Here is a 21,451-nt window from a genome sequence, read left to right as displayed (position 1 = left end):
TCCGCCGGGTTGTGTCGTGGTTCCAACAAGAACATCCAGAGCAATAAAGGAGAATCAGTGGCAGTTGATTACGATGCCCCGCGGCAGTCTGCCGAGGATGAGCTCAGCGAACCGATTGATGAGCTCAAGTCGGACAAGGCTGCGCCCAAGGCGGGTGTGATCGACCTCGACGAAACCGAGCTGGCGGACAGTTTTGAACTGCCCGGAGCGGACCTTTCGGGCGAAGAGCTGCAGGTACAGGTGGTCCCGGTCCAGTCCGATGAATTCACCTGTATGTCGTGCTTCCTGGTCCATCACCGCAGCCAGCTGGCGCGCGAAAAGGACGGGAAGAAATACTGCACGGAGTGCGAAGGCTAGGCACGGGAGCCGCTAGGCGGGCCGCACCTTAACCGCGCCAAGAGTCCGGATCAGTGCGACGGCGGTAATCGAACCGGCCGCCATGATGGAAGCCAGCACCACCACCTGGAAGCGGCCGGCCTCGAGCGGAGACGCGCCGCCGAAGATCGCGCCCACAAACGCACCGGGCAGGGTCACCAGGCCGGTGGTCTTCGTCTGGTCCGTGGACGGGATCAGGGCCGCGTGCACCGAGTAACGCGCCTGGGTCAGCGTGGCCCGCCGTGCCGTGGCACCCAGGGCCAGCCAGCCTTCCACCTGGTCCCACTGCTGGCGGACTGTCTCGTAGAACCGATGTCCGGCCAGGACGGCGATGGTCATGCAGTTGCCGATCACGATGCCGCCCACAGCCAGGACGTACCGCGGCTCCAGTGCCACCGCCCCGGTGCCGAACACGACGCCGAGCGTCACCACAATCCCGAGGGCCATGGTCCCTGCCACCACCACGAATCGCGGCCCGGACCAGGTCAGCCTGCGGGTGGCCGTCACGGCAGCCACGCTGAACATCACCACCAGCGCGGCCGCCACCCACAGCGGATCGGTGATGATGCCGCCCAGCACCAGGCTGATGAGCGCGAGTTGGGCGGCCCCGCGGAGAATGGCCAGGGCCGGAGCCAGGTACTGAGGCGTGTGCGCGCCCCGGAGCACGGCCATGGTGAGAAGCATGAGGATGGCCACGGCCGCGAAGGTGGGTGCCAGGGCAGCGAGGAGGGCCATCAGCCCAGCCTAGTCCCGATGATTTGGGGAGGCGCGCTGCCGCTGCCGGAGGTCGCTTGTCGGGCCTTCTCGAAGAACCGAGGGCTTCGACAAGCTCAACCACCACCCGGAATGGGACCAGGGGTCCAACCTTGGGCAGGGCATGCTTCAGATGAATAGCTCCATTCACTCCGTATCAGGAGAAAGTGGTGGAATGGCGTCGTTCACGCTTTCACCCGCGGCAACCACTACCTGTACTGCACGCAGTCCAAGCGGACGGCTATTCCAGGTCCCTTAAAGGAGCCGCAATGAGCCTTCCCCGGCGTCGAATTCGGATTTGCTCTAGCGCCACCCAAGTGATACCTAATCGTAATTTCGAGTACACCCTGCCCCTTCCGCGTCCAATTTTCACCGCGTACCGTGCGTCACATGACCGCAGATCGAAAAGTGTGGGTTAAGCCAGTGGACCCCGATAGGGTGGCGAGGGCCAAAGCCGCTTTTACCACCCGCCGAGTAGTGCCAGCGAAGATAACTTCCTTGATTTCCGGAGCAGTCCGTCCCCGTTCCGGTGATCTGGTACTGGCTCGCATTGTGCAGTTAGGCCATCATCGACATATTGAACAGCCGAACGGGCGACGTGCAGTGCTGCACGATGATGACGAAATCATCGTCACCTACGGGGACAGATACGCTACTGACCAGTATGAATCACGGGTGCCCGCAACCCTGGGGGACACACAATTCGTCGCCTCGGGAGGCATTGCGTCCCAGGTATTAAGCCGCAATATGGCCATTCGGCGGGCAACGGAAATTGAGCCCATCGGCCTCTTAGGTGACGCCAAGGGCAGGCCGCTGAATATTCTGGACTTTTCCCTGCAGCCGGTGGCTCCAGAGGTTCCCCGTCCCCGGACGGTTGCCGTCTTAGGAACGGCGATGAGTTCAGGAAAAACGACTACTATCCACTCTCTCGTCCATGGGCTGAGCAAGGCGGGTGTCTCCGTGGGCGCTACGAAAGCAACCGGAACCGGCTCTGGCAACGACTACTGGTGCATGCTGGATGCTGGTGCTCATATGATGCTGGATTTCACGGATGTAGGGCTCGCCTCAACGTACCGTCAACCAATGGATGTGGTGGAAGCCAAATTTGCTGAGTTGATCAACCACCTCACAAATTCCGGTGCTGCTTTCAACCTTGTGGAAGTTGCCGACGGCATATATCAGGACGAAACCTCCCGCTTGCTGGAATCGTCCGTTTTCCGGTCCATGGTTGACGCTGTAATCTTCGCGGCTCCCGATTCTATGGGGGCCGTGGCTGGTGTGTCCCACCTGAAGAATTTGGGACATAGCGTTCTTGCTGTGACGGGATTGCTTACTCGTTCCCCCTTGGCAATCCGGGAAGCCGCAGCAGCCACAGGGCTGCCTGTGCTTACCCGCGAAGAACTTACAGACGCTGTGCGGGCCGCCTCGCTGCTTGGCATCCGGGATATCTTGGCGGCCGCCGCTGAGGACGAGGCGCAGCCCGCCGTCGAGGTGCAGGAGGCCCCTGTTACCAGCGAAGTGCTGATCGGCCCATTCACCGCATCACCTGAGCAGCCCCAACCGAGACGGGGCCTTTTCGGGTTTCCCCGGCCAGCTACCCCCTCGGGTAGCCCGGACGCGTGGTAGATCCCGTGCCGGGTGGCAAGCAAAGGCTATACCGCATCCCTGCAAGCGTGTTCGCGAAGGTCTTAGTGATCGGACTGGCGCAGGTCCTCACTCTGGTGTCCTACGTCTTGTTGGTTCGCAGCATCGTGGACAATTTTGCCCCGGTGACTGTCGGGACTGCCGCGGATTTGCAGTGGCGATGGACTTTGGTCCAGGCCGCTCTCCTTGGCGCTGTCGCCTTGCTCCACGGTTGGCTCCGGGCCATGGCTTTCAACGTGGCCGAAACGGCCGGTTACAACGTGGTCCGAGACCTGCGGATGAAGATGTACGCGCACTTGCAGGGCATGACACCTCGGCAATTCCAGGGCAGGGCAAGGGGAGGCCTGCTACTTCGCTTTCTTGGTGACCTTTCCATGACCAGGATGTGGGTCAGCCGCGGAGTGCTTAGCGGGATGATCGCGGCGTTGGTACTGCTCGGGACCCTGACAGTACTTTTCTTCTTCAGCATCTGGATGACACTTGCCATCGTCGCGGCAATATCTGCCGGGGCTGCGGCGTCCCTCGTGGCCGGACAACGCATGCGCCAGGCAACACGCATCATGCGCCGCCGCCGCTCACTCGTCATGAGCAACCTCGATGAGCAACTCAACGCCCAATCTGTGGTGCAGGTTTTCGGGCGCACAGCAGGAGAATACGCCCGCCTTTCACACCAGAACGATGAACTCACGCGTGCGCTCATCCGGGTTGCCCGTCTGCGCGGCTACCTCCGCGGGGTAGCAACAGCTTTTGCCCTTCTGGCACTGGGAGCCGTCCTTACCGCAGGCTTGTTCGAAGTGCGACAGGGAACTGCGAGCATCGGGACCGTGATCGCATTCGTCGTTGTCACCAGACAGCTGTCCAGCCCCGTGCGTACCCTCGGGCTCGCTCACGATTACTGGCACCGCGCCCAGGTCTCCCTGGGCAAGATCAGGGAATACCTTCGTAGTTCGAGCAGGGATATGGACGGAAACGGCCACGGTCCACTTAAGGTCCGTGCCGGCGCCATTGAGTTTTCCTCAGTATCGGTAACGGGGTCACTCCACGATATCAATCTGCGTGTTGGAGCGGGTGAAGTGGTTGGTGTAACCGGAGCCGGGGGGAGCGGCAAATCGTCCCTGCTCGGGCTAGTCTCCAGAACCATCGATCCTGACCAAGGCTGCATAATCATCGACCGCCAGGTGCTGGCCAACACAACCCTCCGCTCTGCACCCCAATGGATCCGAGCGATGAGCCCTGAATTGCCTCTGATGCGGGGATCATTATGGCGGAACCTCACCTACGCGGCCCCCCACGCGTCAGAAGAGGAAGTAGGACGCGTGCTGGCCGCCACGGGGCTCGACGAAATGCTCTCAGACCTGCCCTACGGTCAGCAATCCTGGATAGCCGAAGGCGGGCTCAACCTGTCCCAGAGCCAGCGGCAACGGATAGCACTTGCCCGTGCGCTGATGGGCAACCCTCCCATCCTGCTCTTGGATGAGCCCACCCTCGGCTTGGACATGGCCGCGAAGGAGACCTTTGCGGCCATGCTGAGGAGATTCGACGGAACGGTCCTGCTGGCCACCCAGGATCCCTACGAGCTCGCCTTGGCGGACAAAATAGTGGTCCTGTCGAAAGGCGCCATCGCGGAAGTGATAACGGGTGAAGAGTTCCGGGACCGAGTCTGGCTTGAGAGCAACCTGCCGGTAACGGAAGGCCCGCCATCTACGGTGGAGTCCGCGCAAGTCGGAACGGGCACAGATCGGTACACCAGCGGACATAGCCACGAAATGGACTAGCCATGCATCCAAAGACACGCGACAGGTTCCTCGCAGTGCTGGCCCTGGCAGTCTCCCTCGCCGGTACGGGGGCCATAGCAGCCAACTACGGGTCGAAGCAGGCCCCGGAGGTTCAGTCCATCGACCTGTGGGCTGGCGACCTTCCAGAGAATCGGTGGTCTGTCCAGTTTGTTGGCGACACGATGTTGGGCAACGGCGAAACCCCAATGCTCGACCCACTCGGTTTCGACGCTGCGATGGCGGGGGTGGCGCCACTGATTGATGGAAATTTTGTCATTGCCAATGCAGAAGCGCCGATTACGACCCACAACGACCCCCTAATCCCGGGCAAGGCTTTCGTTTACAAGGCAGAGCCGCAGGCGGCTTGGGCGATGTCCAAGGCAGGCATTGACGCGATCAACCTGGGTAACAACCATTCTTTAGACATGGGCGTCACCGGACTTGAAGACACGATCCAGGCAGCCAACAACGCAGTGATGGCCACTTTTGGCGCCGGGCACAACCTGTCCGAGGCCGAGCGGCCTCTGTTGCTGCACACCGACAGGGGCACGATTGGTGTGGTGTCCATCGGCGAAAACTTCGGCAAGGTATCAAAGGCCAGTGATATCAACCCCGGCACCGTGGTCTTCAGCCCCGAAACCGTGCAGCGTGGATATGACCTGGCCCGCGAAGCCGGAGCTGACTGGGTGGTGGGGTTCGTACACTGGGGTGACAATTACACCGAGACACTGCCCCAACAGCGCTACTGGGCACAGGTGCTGGTCGACGCCGGATACGACGCTATTGTCGGGTCAGGATCCCACGTCGCTGAGAAGATCGAGTTTATTGGCCATGTGCCCGTGGTCTTCGGCCTCGGCAACTTTGTTTTCGGCACGCCTGGCCGCTATGCGTCGTTTGGGAAGCAGGGTGTCGGTCTGATGGTCAGCTTCGAACTGAATGAAAACGCGCCCACCCAACTCGTGGTGAAGTGCATCGTGACCGATAACCAGCTTACCGGGTTCCTCACTCAGCCGTGTAGTGCCCCGCAGGCATTGGGTGTCCTGTCGGGAGTCAACCCAGCTCTGCAAATCCAGGGAAATGTGGCCAGGATGCCTTGCCGTTGCTTGGAGCCGCCAAAGTGACCGTACCTCCTGATCAACCTCACCGACGTACGAGGCTCCCCTTGGTGCTGGTGTCCGGACTCCTCGCAGTATTGGCGCTTCTGGCAACTTACTCATCGATGGCAGGGGAATCGCGGCAAGAACCGAAAAAGACCGATCAGGGAGACAACATGCCAAGCACTGGCGGCACCAGCACACAAACAAGATTGATCCGCCCAGGCATGAATGGAGACTTTTCGTTCTCTTGGGAAGGACCTCTCGCCAACCAGCCCATTCGGGTCTGGTACAACGCCCCGGATGATCCGTCCTCCGCCCAGATCCTGATCGTCATGACAGGAGCTCACCGGGATGGAGAAGCCTATCGGGAGGACTGGCTGCCGATTGTCAAAGGGCGAAACACTCTGTTGTTGGTGCTGGAATTCCCAAAAGACGACTACCCGGGTTCGTCTTCGTACAACCAGGGCAACGTCCTGGACACCAACGGAGACATCAATCCGCCAGAAGCCTGGACCTTTAATGTCGTCGAAGCCCTCTTCGACGCCGTTGTCCACGACACAAACAGCAACGCCAAAGATTATGCCCTTTTTGGGCACTCAGCTGGCGGCCAGTTCGTGCACCGTTTTATGGAGTTCACTCACGAAAACCATGTCCGAATTGCCGTTGCAGCAAATGCCGGCTGGTACACGATGCCGGACCAGGATGTGGAATTTCCCTACGGACTAAAAAATTCTTCGCTTTCGTCCAGGGAATTGCGGGATGCCTTTTCGCGGCACCTCGTTATCCTGCTGGGAGCCAACGATATAGATCCGAAGGACCCACTCCTTCAACGTGACAGAAGGACGGATGCCCAGGGAGACAACAGGCTCAGCAGGGGATTGAACTTTTATCAGACATCACGGGACGTTGCCCGGGAAGGTGACGCTTTCAATTGGGCTCTGACAGTAGTTCCGGGCGCCGCCCACGACCACAAACGGATGGCTGAAGCGGCTGCGCCATTGCTCTTGTCTCCTACTAGCTAAAGTCAGCGGGTTCGACAAGCTCAACCACCGGAGGGGGTCAGGACCATGTCGTCCGCCTTGGGCAGGGCATGCTTCAGGCGGTGCGCGGCCTCCCGGGTGACCTGTTCCGCCTCAGCCAGGCTGACGCCGTCGTCCATCAGCAACGTGGCCGCGCCCTGCAGACGGTGACCGGACCAGCGCAGCTGCAGGCGGGGCACTGCCAGGACGCCCGGCGTTCCTTCGAGCGCCTTCTGTGCGGTGTCCACCAGGTCGGGCTCAATACCGTCCATGAGGCGCCGGCCGATGCTGCGCACGGTTCCCCACAACAGCACCAGGATGGCAGCGGAGATCAGGAGGCCAACGATTGGGTCGGCCAGGGGGAAGCCGAGCATCACGCCGGCCGCGCCGAGCACCACCGCCAGGGACGTGAAACCGTCCGTGCGGGCGTGCACGCCGTCGGCCACGAGGGCGGCGGAACCGATCCGGCGGCCCACCCTGATGCGGTAGATGGCAACTGCCTCGTTGCCCGCGAAGCCGATGAGGCCGGCAGCGAAGACCCACCAGAGGTTGGCCAGCGGCTGGGGGTTCAGCAAACGGTCCACGGACTGCCATGCCGCGACGACGGCGGACAGGGCCACGACGGCAACGATGAACAGGCCCGCCAGGTCCTCCGCCCGGCCGAAGCCGTAGGTGTAGCGGCGGGTGGCGGCGCGGCGGCCCAGGATGAACGCGACCCAGAGTGGCACCGCTGTGAGGGCGTCCGAGAAGTTGTGGATGGTGTCGGCCAGAAGGGCCACGGAGCCGCTGACAAGCACCACCAGGAACTGCAGGATGGTGGTGCCCAGGAGCAGGAAGAGACTGATCTTCAGCGCGCGGATACCTTCGACGCTGGCTTCCATGGCGTCGTCGATGGAGTCTGCGGCATCGTGCGTGTGGGGAACGAACAGCTCGAAGAGCCAGCCTTTGAAACCGCTGTGGTGATGGTGCCCGTCGTGGTCGTGGTCGTGGTCGTGCCCGTGATCGTGGCTGTGCCCGTCGTCGTGGGAATGCCCGGCCTCTGCGGGCTGGTGAACGTGGTCCTGCCTGCTCACAATGCGGCCTTCCGTTCGCGGCGGTGGTGCGCCGGTTCTCCGCCGAGTGCGTGCTCGGCCTGGAAGATGGCATCCGCGACGAGCTGGCGCGCATGCTCGTTTTCGAGCCGGTACAAAACTTTGGTGCCGTCCTGGCGGGTGGAGACCATACGGGCCAGGCGCATCTTGGCCAGGTGCTGGGAGACCGCGGCCGGTGATTTCCCCACTACGTCGGCCAGTGCACCCACTGCCATCTCGCCGTCGCGCAGGGCCAGGATGATGCGCACGCGCGTGGCGTCGGCCAGCATCGCGAACACTTCGACGGCAAGCTCCACGTACTGGCTGTCGGCGCTCAACGAGCAAGCACTGTTATCTGCATTCATACGCATATTCTGACATAGCTGCCCATCGGGATGACAATCCCGTGCAATTCGGCGGACGGATCCGGAATTCTGCAGGGCCAGCCCGTGCCGCCGCTGCCAAACTAGCCCGGTTTTTGGGGCAGTTGACCACGAAGCGGTGGGTGAAAATGCAGGCAGGCGTCAATAACCGGGCCAGCGTGGAACGGCTGGAAGCGGCTGGTTCCGCTTGGGAAGTCCGCCATCGACCGCGAGATGACATTTGACGGCAATCCCAGGGGCGGGGACTGCCGTGAACTGCCATCTCGGCGGAGGCGGTTGGGCGGAAGGAGGGCTACCCGATTGCGGATTCCGTCTTGCGCGTCGGTCCGCCAGTGTGCCTACTATCTAATTAGTAACCCTACTTACTAATTGATCCGGCTGGGCTCAAACATCCAGCAGGACCAGTGGAAGCGAGTGACGATGTCCGAGAACCAGTGGCCTGAGCCCTCTGCCGGAAGCCCCCTCGACCAGTACGGGAACACCCCGGCCGATGCTTCGGCGGAGCCGGAAACCTATGTCACCAAGAAGGATGCAGCAAAGGAGGAGACGTCGAAGGTTGCCGGGCAGGCGGCCGGTGCGGCCCGCAATGTGGCCCAGACCGCCAAGATGGAAGCCGGAAACGTCGCCACCGAAGCCAAGTCCAGCGCACAGGGTCTGTTGCAACAGGCGAAGGCGGGCGTGAGCAGCCAGGCCGGAGAGCAGCAACGGAAGGCTGCCGATGGAATCCGCAGCATCTCCAGCCAGCTGCGCTCTATGGCGGATGCTCCGGCGGAACAGGGAGTGGCCAGCGACCTGGTCCGGCAGGCCGCCGGGAGGGCCACTTCGGTTGCCTCCTGGGTTGAAAATAAGGAACCGGCGGCGCTGGTGGCTGACGTGCAGTCCTTCGCCCGCCGCAGGCCTGGAACGTTCCTGCTCCTGGCTGCCGGCGCCGGGATCCTGGCTGGCCGCGTCGCCCGCGGTTTGACGGCAGAGGCCCCAACAGCACAGACCGGAGTCCAGTCCGTGCCTGCGCAGGCGGCCGGAACAAAAGCTGCGCCCTGGGGCGCTGAACCGGTTTACCGGGACCAGGCTGCCACGCCCGCCACTTACGGCGAAACCATCTACGGCGAGCCCGCCCGCCCCTCCTATTCGGGGACCGAAGCGGGCGGCGTGCCGCTGAAGGATCCGGACGACCCGTTCAGCGAGGTCCGGGCTTCAGAGCGACAGCCCTGAACAGCCAGGACAAAAACCAGGCCCCAGCCAAAGGACCAGACTTGTGAAGAAACTCCTGTTCGCCTTGCTCCCCACCATCATCAGCCGGATCATGCAGGCGCGGAAAGCGAAGCAGGCGCGCGCAACCGCCCAGTCCCGCCCGCCGCGTAACCGCTACTGACGCAGGGAACACAGGATCCCGTGCGTTCCTTCCCGGTTACTCCCGACAGCCAGGCCGCCAGAGCCGGGGACACGCCGTCGTGCACGGCGCGGCGTCCCTAGGCCCGGAAAGTAACCGGGCGGGAGCGCACAGCGTCGGCAACAGCGGACGAGCGCCGGCGCTTCATCCGCTTCTCCACGAACCCCATGGCCCGCGTGGCCAGGATCCAGTAGAGAACCCCGCAGGCCAGGGAAGCCAGCACGGCCAGGCTCTTGCTGTAGGGGTCAACCAGCGGATACACCAGCCAGTGCGTCACGTAGATGTGCAGGGAAGCGCTGGCCAGCAGGGCAGTGATCCGGTGCAGTCCGCGCGGCACGTGCAGGGTGGGCAGCCAGAGCAGGATGAGGCAGCCGGCCAGGATGGTGGCGCTGCGGTAGGGGTTGTCGAAGGACTCGGGAACCACCAGGAACGCCACCGCCGTCACGGCCACCCTGTGCCATAGCGTTCTGGACGTGGCAGCGGCCCAGCCTAGCCCGAACAGCCACAGCACTGGACCCTGGCCCGGGTAATGGCTGTCCACGAGCCCAAAAAACAACGGCATATCAACCGCCACCAGGGCCATCCCGAACGCCCACGGCCACCGGCGCACCGCCCGGTCGACGGCTGGGATGGCCAGCACCGCTGCCAGGCCCAGGAGGATGTGGACCAGGATCTCCACAAACCAGAAACGCGAGTAGTCGCTCCACCCCGGCGGGCCCAGCAGCGGGTTCAGCAGGAGCACGTTGTACCAGGCGTATTTGTCCGTGATGGCGAACGCAAGGGCGATGACCGCCACACTGGGCACCACAATCCGCGCGATGCTGCGCAGGTGCCGCCGCAGCCGTGCCGTGCGCCCGCCGGACAACTGGAATCGGGCAAAGTTGTAGCCGGCCAGGGCCATGAGGACGTGCGCGGTACCGGTCCAGTGGAAGAAACCGATGTGGGTGGAGACGATAAAGATGATGGCCACGGCGCGGAGCACGATCCCCGTCTCCATCGGCGCGAGCACCTTCCGCCGCCAGGCACTGAGCCCGCGCGGCTTCTCCGGACGATGATTGCCCGACGGCGGCACCTGGCGGAGTGATGGGTGCGGCGCCGGGGCGAGCTCGCACACCGGCATCAGGTGCCAGCCCTGCGGAAGGTAGCCGAGCGCCTGCTCCAGCCGGAGGGACGCCGCCACGTAGGAGAGCGAGTCGCCGCCGAGGGACACGAACGTGTCGGTATCGGCGACGTCGTCCTGCTCCAGCACCTCGGCGAAGATGCGGCGCACATCGGTGGAGCCCGCGTCCGGGGCCGCGGGGGCGTCGTCGTCCGCTCTTTCAGAGGCGAGGGCGGCGACGGCGGGGTAGTCCGGCTTCCCGTTGCTAAGGCGCGGGATGGCCTCCACGGGATAAAGTTCGACGGCGGCGCGTGGCAGGCCCAGGTCCTGCCCCAGGGTTTTGGCGATGAGGGCGAGGTCGTGGTCGCCTTCAACGGCAGCCACCACGGCGTCGTCGGTGCCGGCGGCGGCAGCGGTCACGCCGAGATCAGCCAGGATCTTTTCCACCTGCCCCAGGTCCACCCGGAGGCCCACGATCTTCACGAACCGGCTGCGACGGCCAACAATCTCATAGAGGCCGCTGGCGCCGCGGCGGGCGAGGTCGCCGGTGCGAAGCTCGGTGACCACCCGGCCCAGGGCAAGGTCCTCGGGCCGCTCGGCGTACCCCAGCATCACGTTCGGCCCGGAGTACACCAGCTCTGAGGCGTCCAGTCCGGGGACGGGCTCCAACCGGAAGGACCCGCCGGGCACGGGGACGCCGATGGCCTGCGGATGCTCAGCAGCCTGGTCCGGCGGCAGGTAGGCCATGCGGGCCGTCGCCTCGGTCTGGCCGTACATCACAAACAGGTCCCACCCCTGCTGGCGGCCCAGCTCAGCGTAGGAGCGCACGCGGTCGGGAGCGAGCCGGCCGCCCGCCTGGGTGATGTAGCGCAGGCTGGGCACGGCCATGTCCGCAAAGCCCACCCGGTCCAGGAGGTCGAACGTGTAGGGCACCGCGGCGAAGGACGTCACCTTCTCAGTGCGGACGAGGTCCCAGAAGCAGGGGTCCACTACCGAAAGATCCGTCAGCGCCAGGGTGGCACCCACCAGAAGGTGGCTGTTGACCACGCTCATCCCGTAGCAGTAGGAGAGGGGGAGCGTGGTGGCGGCGGTGTCGCTCGGTCGCAGCTGCAGGTACTCGGCGATCGCGGCGGCATTGGCCTGGATACTGCCAGCGGACAGGCGCACGAGTTTGGGCGAACCGGTGGACCCGGACGTGCTGAGCAGCAGCGCCAGGTCCGGATGCAAATCGTGCGCGGTGTCCTCGCGGCGCACGTCCAGGACCGCTTCGCCGGAGGACGCCCGCACCACGATGTCCGGGTTGTAAGCCGCGATCAGGGCATCGGCAGCCGCACCGCCGGAGGGCAGGACCAGCAACGGGTTCCCGGCCGCGAGGGCGGCCAGGTAGGCCACGAGCGACGGCAGGCTGTTCCCGGCCTCCAGTGCAACCAGGCGCCGGCCTTCGCCGAATGAGTGGACCATGTCCTCCACCCGGCGGGCGAGCTCTCGGTAGCTCAGTGATTCGGTCTGGGTACTGACGGCGGTGCGGTCTCCAAAGCGGGCCAGGATGGCGGCAAAGGAGACGCCGGCGAGCTCTGTCTGTAACGTCACCGGTGCACCTTATAAGGGAATCCTAACCTAACTCAAATGGACTACGGATAAAGGCAGCCTCACGGACCCGCTGGCCGCACAACGATCGCCGAACCGCATTGGTTGATGACGGTGCCGGAGCTTGATGCTGCGCTGGCTGTTTTTGCGCCGGTGGCGGAGGTATCGGTCAGCGGGAGGGAGCTTACTTCGATTGCCGCGTTCGATTTGGACGCGATGCCCGACGTCACGTCGCCAACCTCAGTAGTCCCCGCTGCTGGGGTGAAGGTGGTGGTGGCCGAGTTGGTGCCGTTCCTGACGCCGTGTGCGGTCAGCAGCAGCGCCCCCGGTGTTACCGGCGTGATTGATGGGGCGCGGACACCCGGGTAGGCCACCCCGCTGTTGGTGTCAGTGGTGGGCGTGACGTCCAGCGGTGTTGTCTGGTTCGCGCCCTGTACGGCAACAGTGGACCAGGCAAAGCGGGAAGCGGGTTCAGGTACGCCCGGCGCGGTGTCGCCGGCCTGCATTACCCGGTACCAGACCGCCTGGTGCGCCGACGCGGATCCGGCGCTGGTGAAGTCGCCCACTGCCCGCGTCCATCCTGCCGGGGCCGTGGCGTTCGCCGCCGAGGACACGGTGACCTGCGAGAACAGGAACACTGTGTCGCCCGGCTGCCAACCTGCAGGCAGAGCGGCGGTGTAGGACCCCGCAGCGGTCAGCTCGCCGGCTCCGGTGGCCGATGACCGGACTGAGACTGCTGTCGCTGATGGCGGAGGCGAGGTCGTGGTGGGAGGCGGGGAGGTCGTTGTCGGCGGAGGCGACGTCGTGGTGGGAGGCGGCGTCGGTGTCGGCGTGGGCGTGGGCGTCGGTGTCGGTGTAGGCGTCGGAGGCGGAGGTGCAGACCGGGTCACAGTGAAATTGTCGGTGAAGGTTCCGCCAGAGGCCCTAACAAACGAACCGGTAAGCGTGGTGCTGGTCACCGATACTTTCAAGAAGCCGTACGTCGGGTTGTTGTTGCTGCCCATGAACCGCTGGAAGTACGGCGCCGTCGTCGTGTTGCTCTCGCTGTTGAGCGATCTGCCGCCCGAACCCACGGTGGCAAGGATGGTCCCGGTGCCGGCGGCGAACTGCCCGCTGGGGTTTGTGTCGGCGACGCAGTCGGGGTTGAAACTGCTGACGGGGATGGCCGTGCAGCTGCCCTTGAGTGCGAGCGGGTAGCTGCGCGCGTAGGCATGGTCGTGAGCCTGCAGGTACAGATCCACCTTCTTTGCCACCAGCAGGTTCATCAGGTCAGGACTGGCCGCGCAGGGGTAGTTGACCATGGACAGGCAGTACATGTGCATGCCCACCACCACGAACGGAATTCCCGCTGCGTGTGCGGAGTCGATCGCCGACGACACGAACTTGTAGCCCTGGGTGCCCGACTTGTAGGACCAGTCCAGGCTGCTGCCGCTGTAAGTCAGTTTCGGGGATGCCATGATGACGCGAACCAGGGGGCTGCCTGCCGGGTAATCCGTGTAGAACTGCTGCGCGTAGTTTCCGACCGAGCCCAGCTGGTCCGGCAGGCACGAGGCAAAGCTGGACCATACACCGTCAGGTCCATTGTCCTCGTGGTTCCCGGACACGAACTCGTAGGGCATCGTGCCGGCATGCTGCTTGACGAACGAGCACCAGGACGATTCCGGGGTGATCTGGGAGTAGGACATGTCCCCGAGGTTGAACATCGCCCCGGCCCCCGCGGTGCGTGCTGCATCAATGACCTTGCCGGTCACCGTGTTGCCGCCGGTGTCACCGGCGAACCCCAGGCTTACGGAGGTTGCGGCGGTGGCCTGGGAATCCCGCGATGTGGCAAGGAAATAGACATTGGCGAGAACGAGTGCGGTGCCGAGCAGGACGGCGAGCGCCCGGCGCAGCGGGTGGCGCGTGTGCTGGTGGGCGGTCACTTGCAGCTCCATTCGGTGGCTCGGCGCAACCCGTTGGCTGCGGCGGAGAACCCGATCACAACGGTGGTTCCGCCTTGTCGTGCCACAGAGCTGGCCGACCCGGAGACTCCGGTGAACTGGGCGTCAGAGCCCGGTGGGAGGATCCGGGCGCTCTTGCCGGTCCACATCAGCGCCTGGGGCCGGGAACCGCGGAAGGACGGCGAACTGCCTTCACCCACTGTCGTTCCTGCAGTGCCTGACGCCGCGCTGGACGAGGGGCCTGCGGCGGTTGAGCCGACGTCGGAAATCACGCCCAAGGCTCCCCAGGCCACCGCGTGGGTTCCTTCGGCCACGGCACTCTGGCCCAACGCCTGCCCAGCAGAGTCGATGCCAAGCACCACACCGCCCTTCCCGGTGAGAGTCGGCAGGGCCCTCGGGGTGCCGGTGGGAGACCACACGACCGGGGTGGCGTCGTCGCCAAGGGCCACCCCACCCGCCGTGCCGTCCGGGCCTACGGCGAAGGCATGACCGCCCCGCGCTCCGGCAGGCAACGCAAGTTCGCGGGGCGCCGCGGTCACGGCAGACCAAACAGCGGGACGCTCGTCGTCGTCGGCACCAGGTCCGTCGGAGTGCTCCTCGTCGTCGATTAACGCCCCCACAACAACGCCGCTGTCCGACACCATCGATGGGAGTGCAATCTCACCGGGATTGACCGGGAGGGGGTGGTACTGACCGTTTTGCCACCACCAGCCAACCATCACCTCATTGGCGGTGTCATAGCCCGTTCCGACCACCACGCCGGCCGCATTCACCGACTCAGGAACCGCTGCATCAAGCGGGATCGCCAGCACGGTGGGCTGACCGTCCCGCCAGAGCACCGGAGCGGACCCGCCTGTGGCGGTATCGGCCAGGCCAACCACCAGCCCGTTGCTGGTCGCGGCGACGGCGTTGCTGCCCTGGCCGCCTATGCCCGGGAGCAGCCGAGCAGAGCAATTGGTGGAAACGGGCAAGTCCGGCCCGGCGGCGGTGGCAGCAACAGGCAGCATCACCAAGCCACCCTCAGCCGCAAGCACCAGTGCTGTCAGCAGTGCCCCGGGCTTGACGTCCCCGGGTCTGCCGGGCCAGAACCACCTGCTGCCGGTGCCGGTGCCGGACAAACTTTTGTTGAAAAATCCTTGCTCAGACAATGTTGCTCCCCGGAGTTGAACCCCATGCCCCAGCAGCATCTGCAGCGCAACCGACCATGGCCTGGCCACACTGTTGTGCAAGCCTAGTTTTCAGGGCAGGCGGAAGTCACGAGTAGCTGGTACCTGCTTCGAAGCGTGGAATATGGTTCCTGATACTTGGGTGGTACGCACCCGGGTACTTGGAAACGCTGGTAGTTAGTTGGCCACAATGAAGGGAATCACCGTGACACCGGAGTTAGTCGATTCCAGCTTGTTGTCACGGCACGACGACCGGAGGTGCAGCTTATGGACGCCATTGGCCAGGGTCCTGGTGTCGATCGAGATGGGGGCGGCCCCAAAGGGCTCGGGTCCGTAGGGGCCTGCGGCATCCCGGAGTACGGTTCCGGGGTTGGGCGGAACGGCGTGGAAGTCCGGGTCGATGGAGATGAATGAGTGGGTTGCCGGGACTGCACTATCGGGGTGGGTGGCCAGGCCCACCACCGGCGTCCAGATGCCTGACACTGGGCCATCGGGAATGGGAACGCTGCGGACCGATGCCTCGCAGTACCGGGCGTGGGTGTACCACCCCTTGCCACGCAGAAACGTGTACCTGGAGACGTTCGACACTGACTTTCCGTTTTGGATGTCGGTTTGCCAGTTAACGCTGGCCCGCATTTCGTTGCCGTCCGGTTCCGGGACAAATGCGCGAAGATGGATCTCCTGAAGGCCCGCATGCTTGAATGCCGAGATGGGGCGCGAGAACGTCAGCCAGCGCTCGCAGGTTCCGGTGCATACAAAGTCGCCCTTGCCTGAGTTGCCCGGGCCGGGGCAGGTGAAGTTTGATGCAGAAGCCCGCAGGTAGCACTTCTGGACGACGGTTTCGCTGTTGGAGGATATGAAGACCATTGAGACGTAGTTGGCCGTGCCCGGGTTGTCGTGGAGGATCACCCGAACATTCACGGTGACATTGCCCGAACTGATCGTTTCGCGTTCGGGGATGCACGCCCCCAGGTGGACATGGCCAGTATTTGTGGTGGAGTTGCTGGGCTGGTCAACGTCCGGCATCCACCACGATTGGGCATCCACGAACTGGCGGGTTTCTGCATACACGGTGGTGTCGGCCGCAGGTGCACCGATGCAGGGGCCGGTCGCAGCCTGGGCAGTAGCAAAGCCCAGTGCAGGCGCCAGAGTGCAGGTCAGCGCAATCGCAATGGCCAGTGCCAGGAATCGTCTCATGGCCATCCATCCTCCAGGTTGCCATCCCATGCCGAGCATGACTGGCTGGTGTTTCATTGAGGCGTCGGTGCCTTCCGGGTTCCGCGGCCGGAGGGCGCGGTGTAATCGGAAGGGCCGGGTGTATGTCGATACGAAAAACCTGCGCGTGGGTTCGCACTGTCGCCGCTGGTCCGGCGCCGAACCGGTGCTCCGATGTTATTTAGGCCGCTGGGGCTTGGCAAGCATATTCCCGAGATGAGGGGGAAACCAGGGTGGCCCCGGGGCAGCCGGAGCTACTGGCAGGGAATGGACGACGGCGGCACGCACCTGTGTGCGCGGGTGCCGTTCAGCCCTCTACCGCAGCTGCAATGATGTCCTTCATTTTGTCCCGCAAGAGCTTCTGCCCGGAGGCGCTGGGATGCTCACCGTCAGGTCCCAACAGGACGTCTGCGCGGCCGCCGAGCCATTGCTCTGCGATCGGATCAATGAAGGGTACCCCGCTGTTCTCTGCTGCGGAGGCGGCGGAGTCACGCACGCCGGCCAGCACCGGATCAGGCTCTTCGCTGCCGGACAGCGGACCCACCGCCACGAGAACTGCCTGCGGGGCCCGGGATGAAGCCGCGGCGAACGTCGAGGCCGCGGCTTCCCTCAGCTCCTCCGGGTCTGCTCCCGCATCGTTGTCAGATCCAAAGAAGACCACCACATCCGCGTCCGGCCCTACGGCGTACTCGACTTCCGTGCCGAAGGTGTTCCCGCCCTCCCCGGCCACCAGGTAGCCGCTGCCGTTCTCTGACGCATTGGTGACCTGCACCGGGCGCTTCTTGGTCAGGTGCGCGTGCTGCAGAAGCTTCGGCCAGGCTTGGTCCGGCGAAGTCCCGTAGCCCGTGCTCAGCGAGTCGCCGATCACAACAACCCGGACCGGAGGGGTCCCGGACGCATGGTTCTTGACGCCGGCCGGAGTGCACCCTGTGGCCACAACAGTCAGGAGGGCAGCAAGGGAGGCAGTCTTGGCAACTGCGCGAAGCGACCTTCCGTCCACGATTTCCTCCAACTTCCCGGAAGCCAGGAACTGCCGTAGAACAACACATGCTATCTGGACTTCTCTAAGACAGGTGACGCTCGAGGGAACATTTGTGGAAAACCTGAGCGAGCGTCTGGACAGCAGGGCCGGTAACCGAGAGAAAGAAGCCGCGGCTTTTAACGGGGTGCGGGCCGCGTCCCCGAATCCGTGCTCGAACCGGACGTGGGGACGAAGTTCCAGTCGAAGGACCCGTCCGCCCGCAGTGTCAGCCGGAGGAACCCGTGGGTATCGCTGAACCGCTTCTCGATGTACGGCGGACTGCTGGTGAAGGAGCGCAGGCCGATTCCTCCTGTGGAGACCTGGAACGCCGTCATCCCGTCACTGACGCATTGGTCGGAGTTGTTCACGGGACAGGACCGTTCGTAGTTGTGTTGTGACCCGGACAGCGTCAGCCGGACGCGGTACTTCCACATCACGTCGATCCACGGCTTGTGCTCCACGGCGCGGCCATGTTCAGCCGTGTCCGATGTGAAATACGGTTCGTGGTACACCACCGCCAGGTGCTTGCCGGCCGCCTTGGCAGCAGCGAGGTCGTTGTCCAGCCAGGTTGTCAACAACCGACCCTGCGCCGGGTCATAGCGCCAGTAAGCAGAGGGCAGGAACGTGAAGTGCCAGTTCCCGAAGTCCTTCGAATACGGTTGCCCGTTGCCAATGAACCCGCGCTGCTGGTTGATCGCTGCCTTCTCCGGAGCCCCCGGGCATTGGCCATTAATGAAGTCTTCGAGGTCTTCGTTTCGGCCGGGTTGCCAGTCGTGGTTGGGGCCGGTCACCCAGTACAACTTGGGCATGGTGCCACCCCACAGCGGGGTCCAGTACTTCACGTAGTCCTCGCAGTGCGGGACCGAATACTGGAAATCTCCCAGCCCCAGGAAGGCGTCAATCTCGTTGTCCTGCACCAGCCGGGTGATTGCCGCAGCATTCCGGCCCGAAGGACTGTCCGGATCCCGATTCTTGACGCCGTTCATGTCGCCCACGGCAGCGACCCGAACACTCTCGGGGGGACTGGTGCAACCCGCCGCGGCGGCCACCAGAAAGACGGCGGCAGCCATAGCCATCTGCCGGAGGAACCGGAAACGAGGTGGCGCTGGCTGCATCCGATAACCCTTCGAGGGCCGGACCACGGCCTCCAGTAGAAATCCCGGCCCCAGCGGCTTATACGATGGTCCGCACGGCGGCCAACCCTGTCAAGACACTCCGGCAGCATCATGCCGAACCGTAACGTTTGAGAATTAGCACACAGGAACTTTGCTTAATTTTCGGTTCTGGGTAACCTTCTTTTTAGGTCAGCCTAAGTCGCCCTCCGCGAGCCGAGATCCAATGCCGCACGGTTCGGAGAGTGGGCGGTTGTGTCTTGGTGCCGGAGCATGCGGCACCATCTTTTGGGCTGCCTGCAACACTCCCTGAACCACCCGGTCCTGTTCCCCCATCACCCTCATTTAAGGATTTTTGATGCTTCGTGCTGCCACGGCCCTTCTGGCCGCCCCTCTTCTCCTCGCTGCGCTCACCGGATGCGGCGCCCAGGCCGCCGCAAAGGAGGAAGGCTTCACCGTTCCGGCCGGCGTCCAGAAGCAGTACGAGGTGCTCGCCGAGGAGCTTGCCGAAAAGGGCAAGACGGTGGAGTCCGGGGAATGGACAGTCAACCTGATCACCGAAGCTGCCGAACCGTGGTTCGATGAGCACGCCACGCACTTCCGTGCACCAGAGGCCGGCGAAACCCACCACATCGAAATCATCCCCACCGAGACCTCCACAGGCAGGATCGTTCCCGAGGTGCCGATCACTGTTGAAGTGGTGGATGCCCAGGGCAAGGTGGTCCAGGAAATGGAGCTGAACTTCTACTACTCCACCTTCTACCACTACGCCAACAACTTCACCGTGCCTGAAGCAGGCACGTACACACTGCGCGCCACTCTTGGGGTTCCCACTTTCAACCGCCATGGCGAGGAATCAGAGACGCCGGCCCTGGCCAAGGGAGCAACAGTGGAGTTCAAGGACGTGGAGCTGACGAAAGAGTAGCCACCACCGGGCGGGACTGATTTCGCGCCGCCCCTGATTCGGCCGCGGCGCACGGCGCCGCGGCCGAAAATTTCCCCTGCTGTAATTTGCCGGAAATCGCCAACTTCCTTCCCCCGAGGATCTCCATGACTTCTTTCATGCCCTTTTTGTGCTTCCCGGCAGGGCAGCATCCAGCTGCCGGGTCCGCCCAGTGATAGCCGAGGCCCAGGTCCGCCCCGGCCCCTCGCAGCCCGATACATCAGCGCTGGAGCCGGCGGTCCCCCCGGAACCGCTGACGCGCCGCCAAATCCAGCGGCTGCTCCTGCTGGGTCTGCTGTGCACGGCCGGATGGCTGGCTTCGGTGCTCGTCGGGCACCACGTGGACTGCGGACCCGTACTGCACCGGTTTGGGCTCGCAGGCCATATCCTGGCGCTCGTCCTGTCTTTTGGCACCATCCTCGTGGTCGATTGGCTGGGATTGCTGTGGCTGCTCGGCAAGGTGGAAATGCACGCGTCAGGGAAGCTCGAGGCCGCTGCCAAACCGCTGATCTGGGGCGGCCTGGCCCTGTTGCTCGCGTCCGGCGCCCTGATCGACCCGGACCTGACCAACCCGGTCACCGTGGTCAAACTCGTTTGCGTGCTGGTACTGATGCTCAATGGCCTCAGCATCGCACCGGCCATGCACCAGTTGCTGGCGCTCCCGCCCCACACGCGCTTCAGCGAGCTGACCCGCCGCCTGCGTCTTCGGCTCATGGTCGCACTCACCGTTTCGCAGGCCTGCTGGTGGACCGCAGTCCTGATCGGCCTTGTCAACAGCACGCTGCGCCGCTGGACTGGTGCCTGAACGGTAAGGCGTGCCCGGGAGCCGACTCATCGTATTCCTGCTGGGGCGGGGCCAGCGCCGCGGGGACATGATGCACTACGGTCGTGTTTGGGGGCGGAACCAGCGTGACGAGGACCAATGCACAACATTGAGATCACTGACAAAGGCACCCTTGAGCTCGCTGACGGGATCCTCAGGCTTCGGTGGAGGTCCGGCCACGCCATTGGGCCGGAGGAGGCGCATGGAGCCAATGCCGCGATCGAGGCGCTAAGTCAGGGACGCAGTCTTCCCCTGCTCGTCGATGTTGAAGGGGTTACGTTCACCCGACCTGCCCGAAAAGTGCCCCCTTCACCAAGCGTTTCAAAGATCGCGCTTTTAGGTTCGTCTCCGGTCGATTACGTCATCGCACTGTTTGTTCTGCGAATTAGCCCGTTGCCATGTCCGGTGGCGTATTTCACCTCCATCAGGAAAGCCATGAGCTGGCTTCGCCGCAGCAGCAATCGCGCCAAGGATAACTAGCCGCGACCCGGGCGCGCCGGCTGCCAGCCCTCCTGCTCCCGGATGGCCCGCTGGATCCGCACGCTGATTTCGTGCAGCTGACCGCGTTGGGCTTTTGTGAGAGGTTCAAGGACCAATTTGGTGACCGTGTGACTCTGCACGGGAGTGGCCTCTACCAACATGTCCAGCCCGGCCTCGGTCAAGGTGGCCAGGGTGGACCGCCCGTCCTTGGGGTCGCGAGTGCGTATCACCAACCCGCGAGCCTCAATCCGCGAAACGGCCCGAGACAGCCGCGAGAGCGAGGAATTGGAATAGGTGGCCAAAACGGTCATCCTCAGCGTGCGGTCGGGCGCGTCTGCCAGTGCGAACAGGATGCCGTACTCAAAGTGAGTGAGGTCGAAATCGCGGACCAGCGGCGCGTCGAGGGCAGGCGGCAACCACTCCAGTACCGTCGCAAGGGCCGCCCACGTGGCGAGGTCATCACCTGCAAGATGGGCGGGGGCAGTGGAATCACTCATTCGTACAGAATACAAGGTTGCTTGACTGGGCAAGTAACTTGGCACTAGTTTTACTTTCCTGA

Annotated in this window: 19 protein-coding genes; 9 read left to right on the top strand and 10 right to left on the bottom strand. The window is 63.8% G+C overall.

Translation table 11 applies throughout. The annotated features are described in order from the left end of the window. Positions 1-57: 57 nt before the first annotated feature. Positions 58-357 (top strand): DUF4193 domain-containing protein, encoded by a 300-nt coding sequence (locus tag FNL14_RS01485; protein WP_142057049.1) that lies wholly within the window; start codon positions 58-60, stop codon positions 355-357. A 12-nt stretch (positions 358-369) separates the two neighbouring features. Here FNL14_RS01485 and FNL14_RS01480 read toward each other — a convergent pair whose 3' ends face one another. After that, positions 370-1,110 (bottom strand): ABC transporter permease, encoded by a 741-nt coding sequence (locus tag FNL14_RS01480; protein WP_142057047.1) that lies wholly within the window; start codon positions 1,108-1,110, stop codon positions 370-372. A gap of 516 nt (positions 1,111-1,626) precedes the next feature. Between FNL14_RS01480 and FNL14_RS01475 the strand changes: the two genes are divergently transcribed. The 4 genes from FNL14_RS01475 to FNL14_RS01460 are packed head-to-tail and all read left to right on the top strand — an operon-like array spanning position 1,627 to position 6,666. Beyond that, positions 1,627-2,754, top strand: a complete 1,128-nt coding sequence (locus FNL14_RS01475) for a DUF1611 domain-containing protein (protein WP_142057045.1) — start codon at positions 1,627-1,629, stop codon at positions 2,752-2,754. A 47-nt stretch (positions 2,755-2,801) separates the two neighbouring features. Continuing rightward, on the top strand, positions 2,802-4,547 hold the full coding sequence (locus FNL14_RS01470) for an ABC transporter ATP-binding protein (RefSeq protein ID WP_181762510.1): 1,746 nt from the start codon (positions 2,802-2,804) through the stop codon (positions 4,545-4,547). Positions 4,548-4,549: 2 nt separating this feature from the next. Continuing rightward, complete coding sequence (locus tag FNL14_RS01465) at positions 4,550-5,668, top strand: CapA family protein (RefSeq protein WP_142057041.1); 1,119 nt, start codon at positions 4,550-4,552, stop codon at positions 5,666-5,668. A 44-nt stretch (positions 5,669-5,712) separates the two neighbouring features. Next, the gene (locus FNL14_RS01460; protein WP_142057039.1) at positions 5,713-6,666 is read left to right on the top strand and encodes a hypothetical protein; all 954 of its coding nucleotides are present in this window, start codon (positions 5,713-5,715) and stop codon (positions 6,664-6,666) included. A 20-nt stretch (positions 6,667-6,686) separates the two neighbouring features. On the opposite strand, the gene FNL14_RS01455 is transcribed toward FNL14_RS01460, so the two are convergent. After that, on the bottom strand, positions 6,687-7,736 hold the full coding sequence (locus tag FNL14_RS01455) for a cation diffusion facilitator family transporter (RefSeq protein WP_142057037.1): 1,050 nt from the start codon (positions 7,734-7,736) through the stop codon (positions 6,687-6,689). Continuing rightward, on the bottom strand, positions 7,733-8,098 hold the full coding sequence (locus tag FNL14_RS01450) for a metalloregulator ArsR/SmtB family transcription factor (RefSeq protein ID WP_142057035.1): 366 nt from the start codon (positions 8,096-8,098) through the stop codon (positions 7,733-7,735). The genes FNL14_RS01455 and FNL14_RS01450 overlap by 4 nt, the downstream gene beginning before the upstream one ends. Before the next feature lie 438 nt (positions 8,099-8,536). On the opposite strand from FNL14_RS01450, the gene FNL14_RS23190 reads away from it, so the two are divergent. Then, a complete protein-coding gene (locus FNL14_RS23190) occupies positions 8,537-9,328 on the top strand; it encodes a hypothetical protein (protein WP_181762509.1) in 792 nt (263 codons plus the stop codon). A 257-nt stretch (positions 9,329-9,585) separates the two neighbouring features. On the opposite strand, the gene FNL14_RS01440 is transcribed toward FNL14_RS23190, so the two are convergent. The 6 genes from FNL14_RS01440 to FNL14_RS01415 all read right to left on the bottom strand — a co-directional run bounded on the left by FNL14_RS01440 (position 9,586) and on the right by FNL14_RS01415 (position 18,649). Next, positions 9,586-12,195, bottom strand: a complete 2,610-nt coding sequence (locus FNL14_RS01440; protein WP_142057033.1) for an AMP-binding protein — start codon at positions 12,193-12,195, stop codon at positions 9,586-9,588. Positions 12,196-12,254: 59 nt separating this feature from the next. Continuing rightward, entirely contained in the window at positions 12,255-14,114 is a 1,860-nt protein-coding gene (locus tag FNL14_RS01435; protein WP_142057031.1) for a hypothetical protein, read from the bottom strand. Next, positions 14,111-15,250 carry a hypothetical protein gene (locus FNL14_RS01430; protein WP_142057029.1) on the bottom strand — a complete coding sequence of 380 codons (1,140 nt, stop codon included), beginning with the start codon at positions 15,248-15,250 and terminating at the stop codon, positions 14,111-14,113. Before FNL14_RS01430 ends, FNL14_RS01435 begins: the two co-directional genes overlap by 4 nt. Before the next feature lie 225 nt (positions 15,251-15,475). Further along, the gene (locus FNL14_RS01425) at positions 15,476-16,495 is read right to left on the bottom strand and encodes a hypothetical protein (RefSeq protein WP_142057027.1); all 1,020 of its coding nucleotides are present in this window, start codon (positions 16,493-16,495) and stop codon (positions 15,476-15,478) included. Between the two features lie 325 nt (positions 16,496-16,820). Then, positions 16,821-17,513, bottom strand: a complete 693-nt coding sequence (locus tag FNL14_RS01420) for an SGNH/GDSL hydrolase family protein (RefSeq protein WP_181762508.1) — start codon at positions 17,511-17,513, stop codon at positions 16,821-16,823. Between the two features lie 158 nt (positions 17,514-17,671). Then, positions 17,672-18,649, bottom strand: a complete 978-nt coding sequence (locus FNL14_RS01415; protein WP_142057023.1) for a hypothetical protein — start codon at positions 18,647-18,649, stop codon at positions 17,672-17,674. A 355-nt stretch (positions 18,650-19,004) separates the two neighbouring features. On the opposite strand from FNL14_RS01415, the gene FNL14_RS01410 reads away from it, so the two are divergent. From FNL14_RS01410 to FNL14_RS01400, 3 genes are all read left to right on the top strand, one after another. Beyond that, positions 19,005-19,571 (top strand): iron transporter, encoded by a 567-nt coding sequence (locus FNL14_RS01410; RefSeq protein WP_142057021.1) that lies wholly within the window; start codon positions 19,005-19,007, stop codon positions 19,569-19,571. 190 nt (positions 19,572-19,761) lie between these two features. Next, positions 19,762-20,394, top strand: coding sequence for a hypothetical protein (locus FNL14_RS01405; protein WP_255470661.1), 633 nt, complete (start codon positions 19,762-19,764; stop codon positions 20,392-20,394). A gap of 117 nt (positions 20,395-20,511) precedes the next feature. Next, positions 20,512-20,892 carry an STAS/SEC14 domain-containing protein gene (locus tag FNL14_RS01400; protein ID WP_142057019.1) on the top strand — a complete coding sequence of 127 codons (381 nt, stop codon included), beginning with the start codon at positions 20,512-20,514 and terminating at the stop codon, positions 20,890-20,892. Here FNL14_RS01400 and FNL14_RS01395 read toward each other — a convergent pair. Next, positions 20,889-21,389 carry a MarR family winged helix-turn-helix transcriptional regulator gene (locus FNL14_RS01395; protein WP_142057017.1) on the bottom strand — a complete coding sequence of 167 codons (501 nt, stop codon included), beginning with the start codon at positions 21,387-21,389 and terminating at the stop codon, positions 20,889-20,891. The two genes, FNL14_RS01400 and FNL14_RS01395, sit on opposite strands and share 4 nt — an antisense overlap. Positions 21,390-21,451 lie beyond the last annotated feature (62 nt).

It is taken from the genome of Pseudarthrobacter sp. B4EP4b (assembly GCF_006680095.1).
Taxonomy (GTDB): Bacteria; Actinomycetota; Actinomycetes; order Actinomycetales; family Micrococcaceae; genus Arthrobacter.
The sequence above is the reverse complement of the archived record's forward strand: the minus strand, read 5'-3'. Positions and strand labels throughout refer to the sequence as shown.

Bases quoted from the DNA above. Each gene is read 5' to 3' on its own strand.
- FNL14_RS01480 (WP_142057047.1), bottom strand. From the start codon at position 1,110: ATGGCCCTCCTCGCTGCCCTGGCACCCACCTTCGCGGCCGTGGCCATC.
- FNL14_RS01465 (WP_142057041.1), top strand. From the start codon at position 4,550: ATGCATCCAAAGACACGCGACAGGTTCCTCGCAGTGCTGGCCCTGGCA.
- FNL14_RS01450 (WP_142057035.1), bottom strand. From the start codon at position 8,098: ATGAATGCAGATAACAGTGCTTGCTCGTTGAGCGCCGACAGCCAGTAC.
- FNL14_RS23190 (WP_181762509.1), top strand. From the start codon at position 8,537: ATGTCCGAGAACCAGTGGCCTGAGCCCTCTGCCGGAAGCCCCCTCGAC.
- FNL14_RS01425 (WP_142057027.1), bottom strand. From the start codon at position 16,495: ATGAGACGATTCCTGGCACTGGCCATTGCGATTGCGCTGACCTGCACT.
- FNL14_RS01415 (WP_142057023.1), bottom strand. From the start codon at position 18,649: ATGCAGCCAGCGCCACCTCGTTTCCGGTTCCTCCGGCAGATGGCTATG.
- FNL14_RS01410 (WP_142057021.1), top strand. From the start codon at position 19,005: ATGCTTCGTGCTGCCACGGCCCTTCTGGCCGCCCCTCTTCTCCTCGCT.
- FNL14_RS01400 (WP_142057019.1), top strand. From the start codon at position 20,512: ATGCACAACATTGAGATCACTGACAAAGGCACCCTTGAGCTCGCTGAC.
- FNL14_RS01395 (WP_142057017.1), bottom strand. From the start codon at position 21,389: ATGAGTGATTCCACTGCCCCCGCCCATCTTGCAGGTGATGACCTCGCC.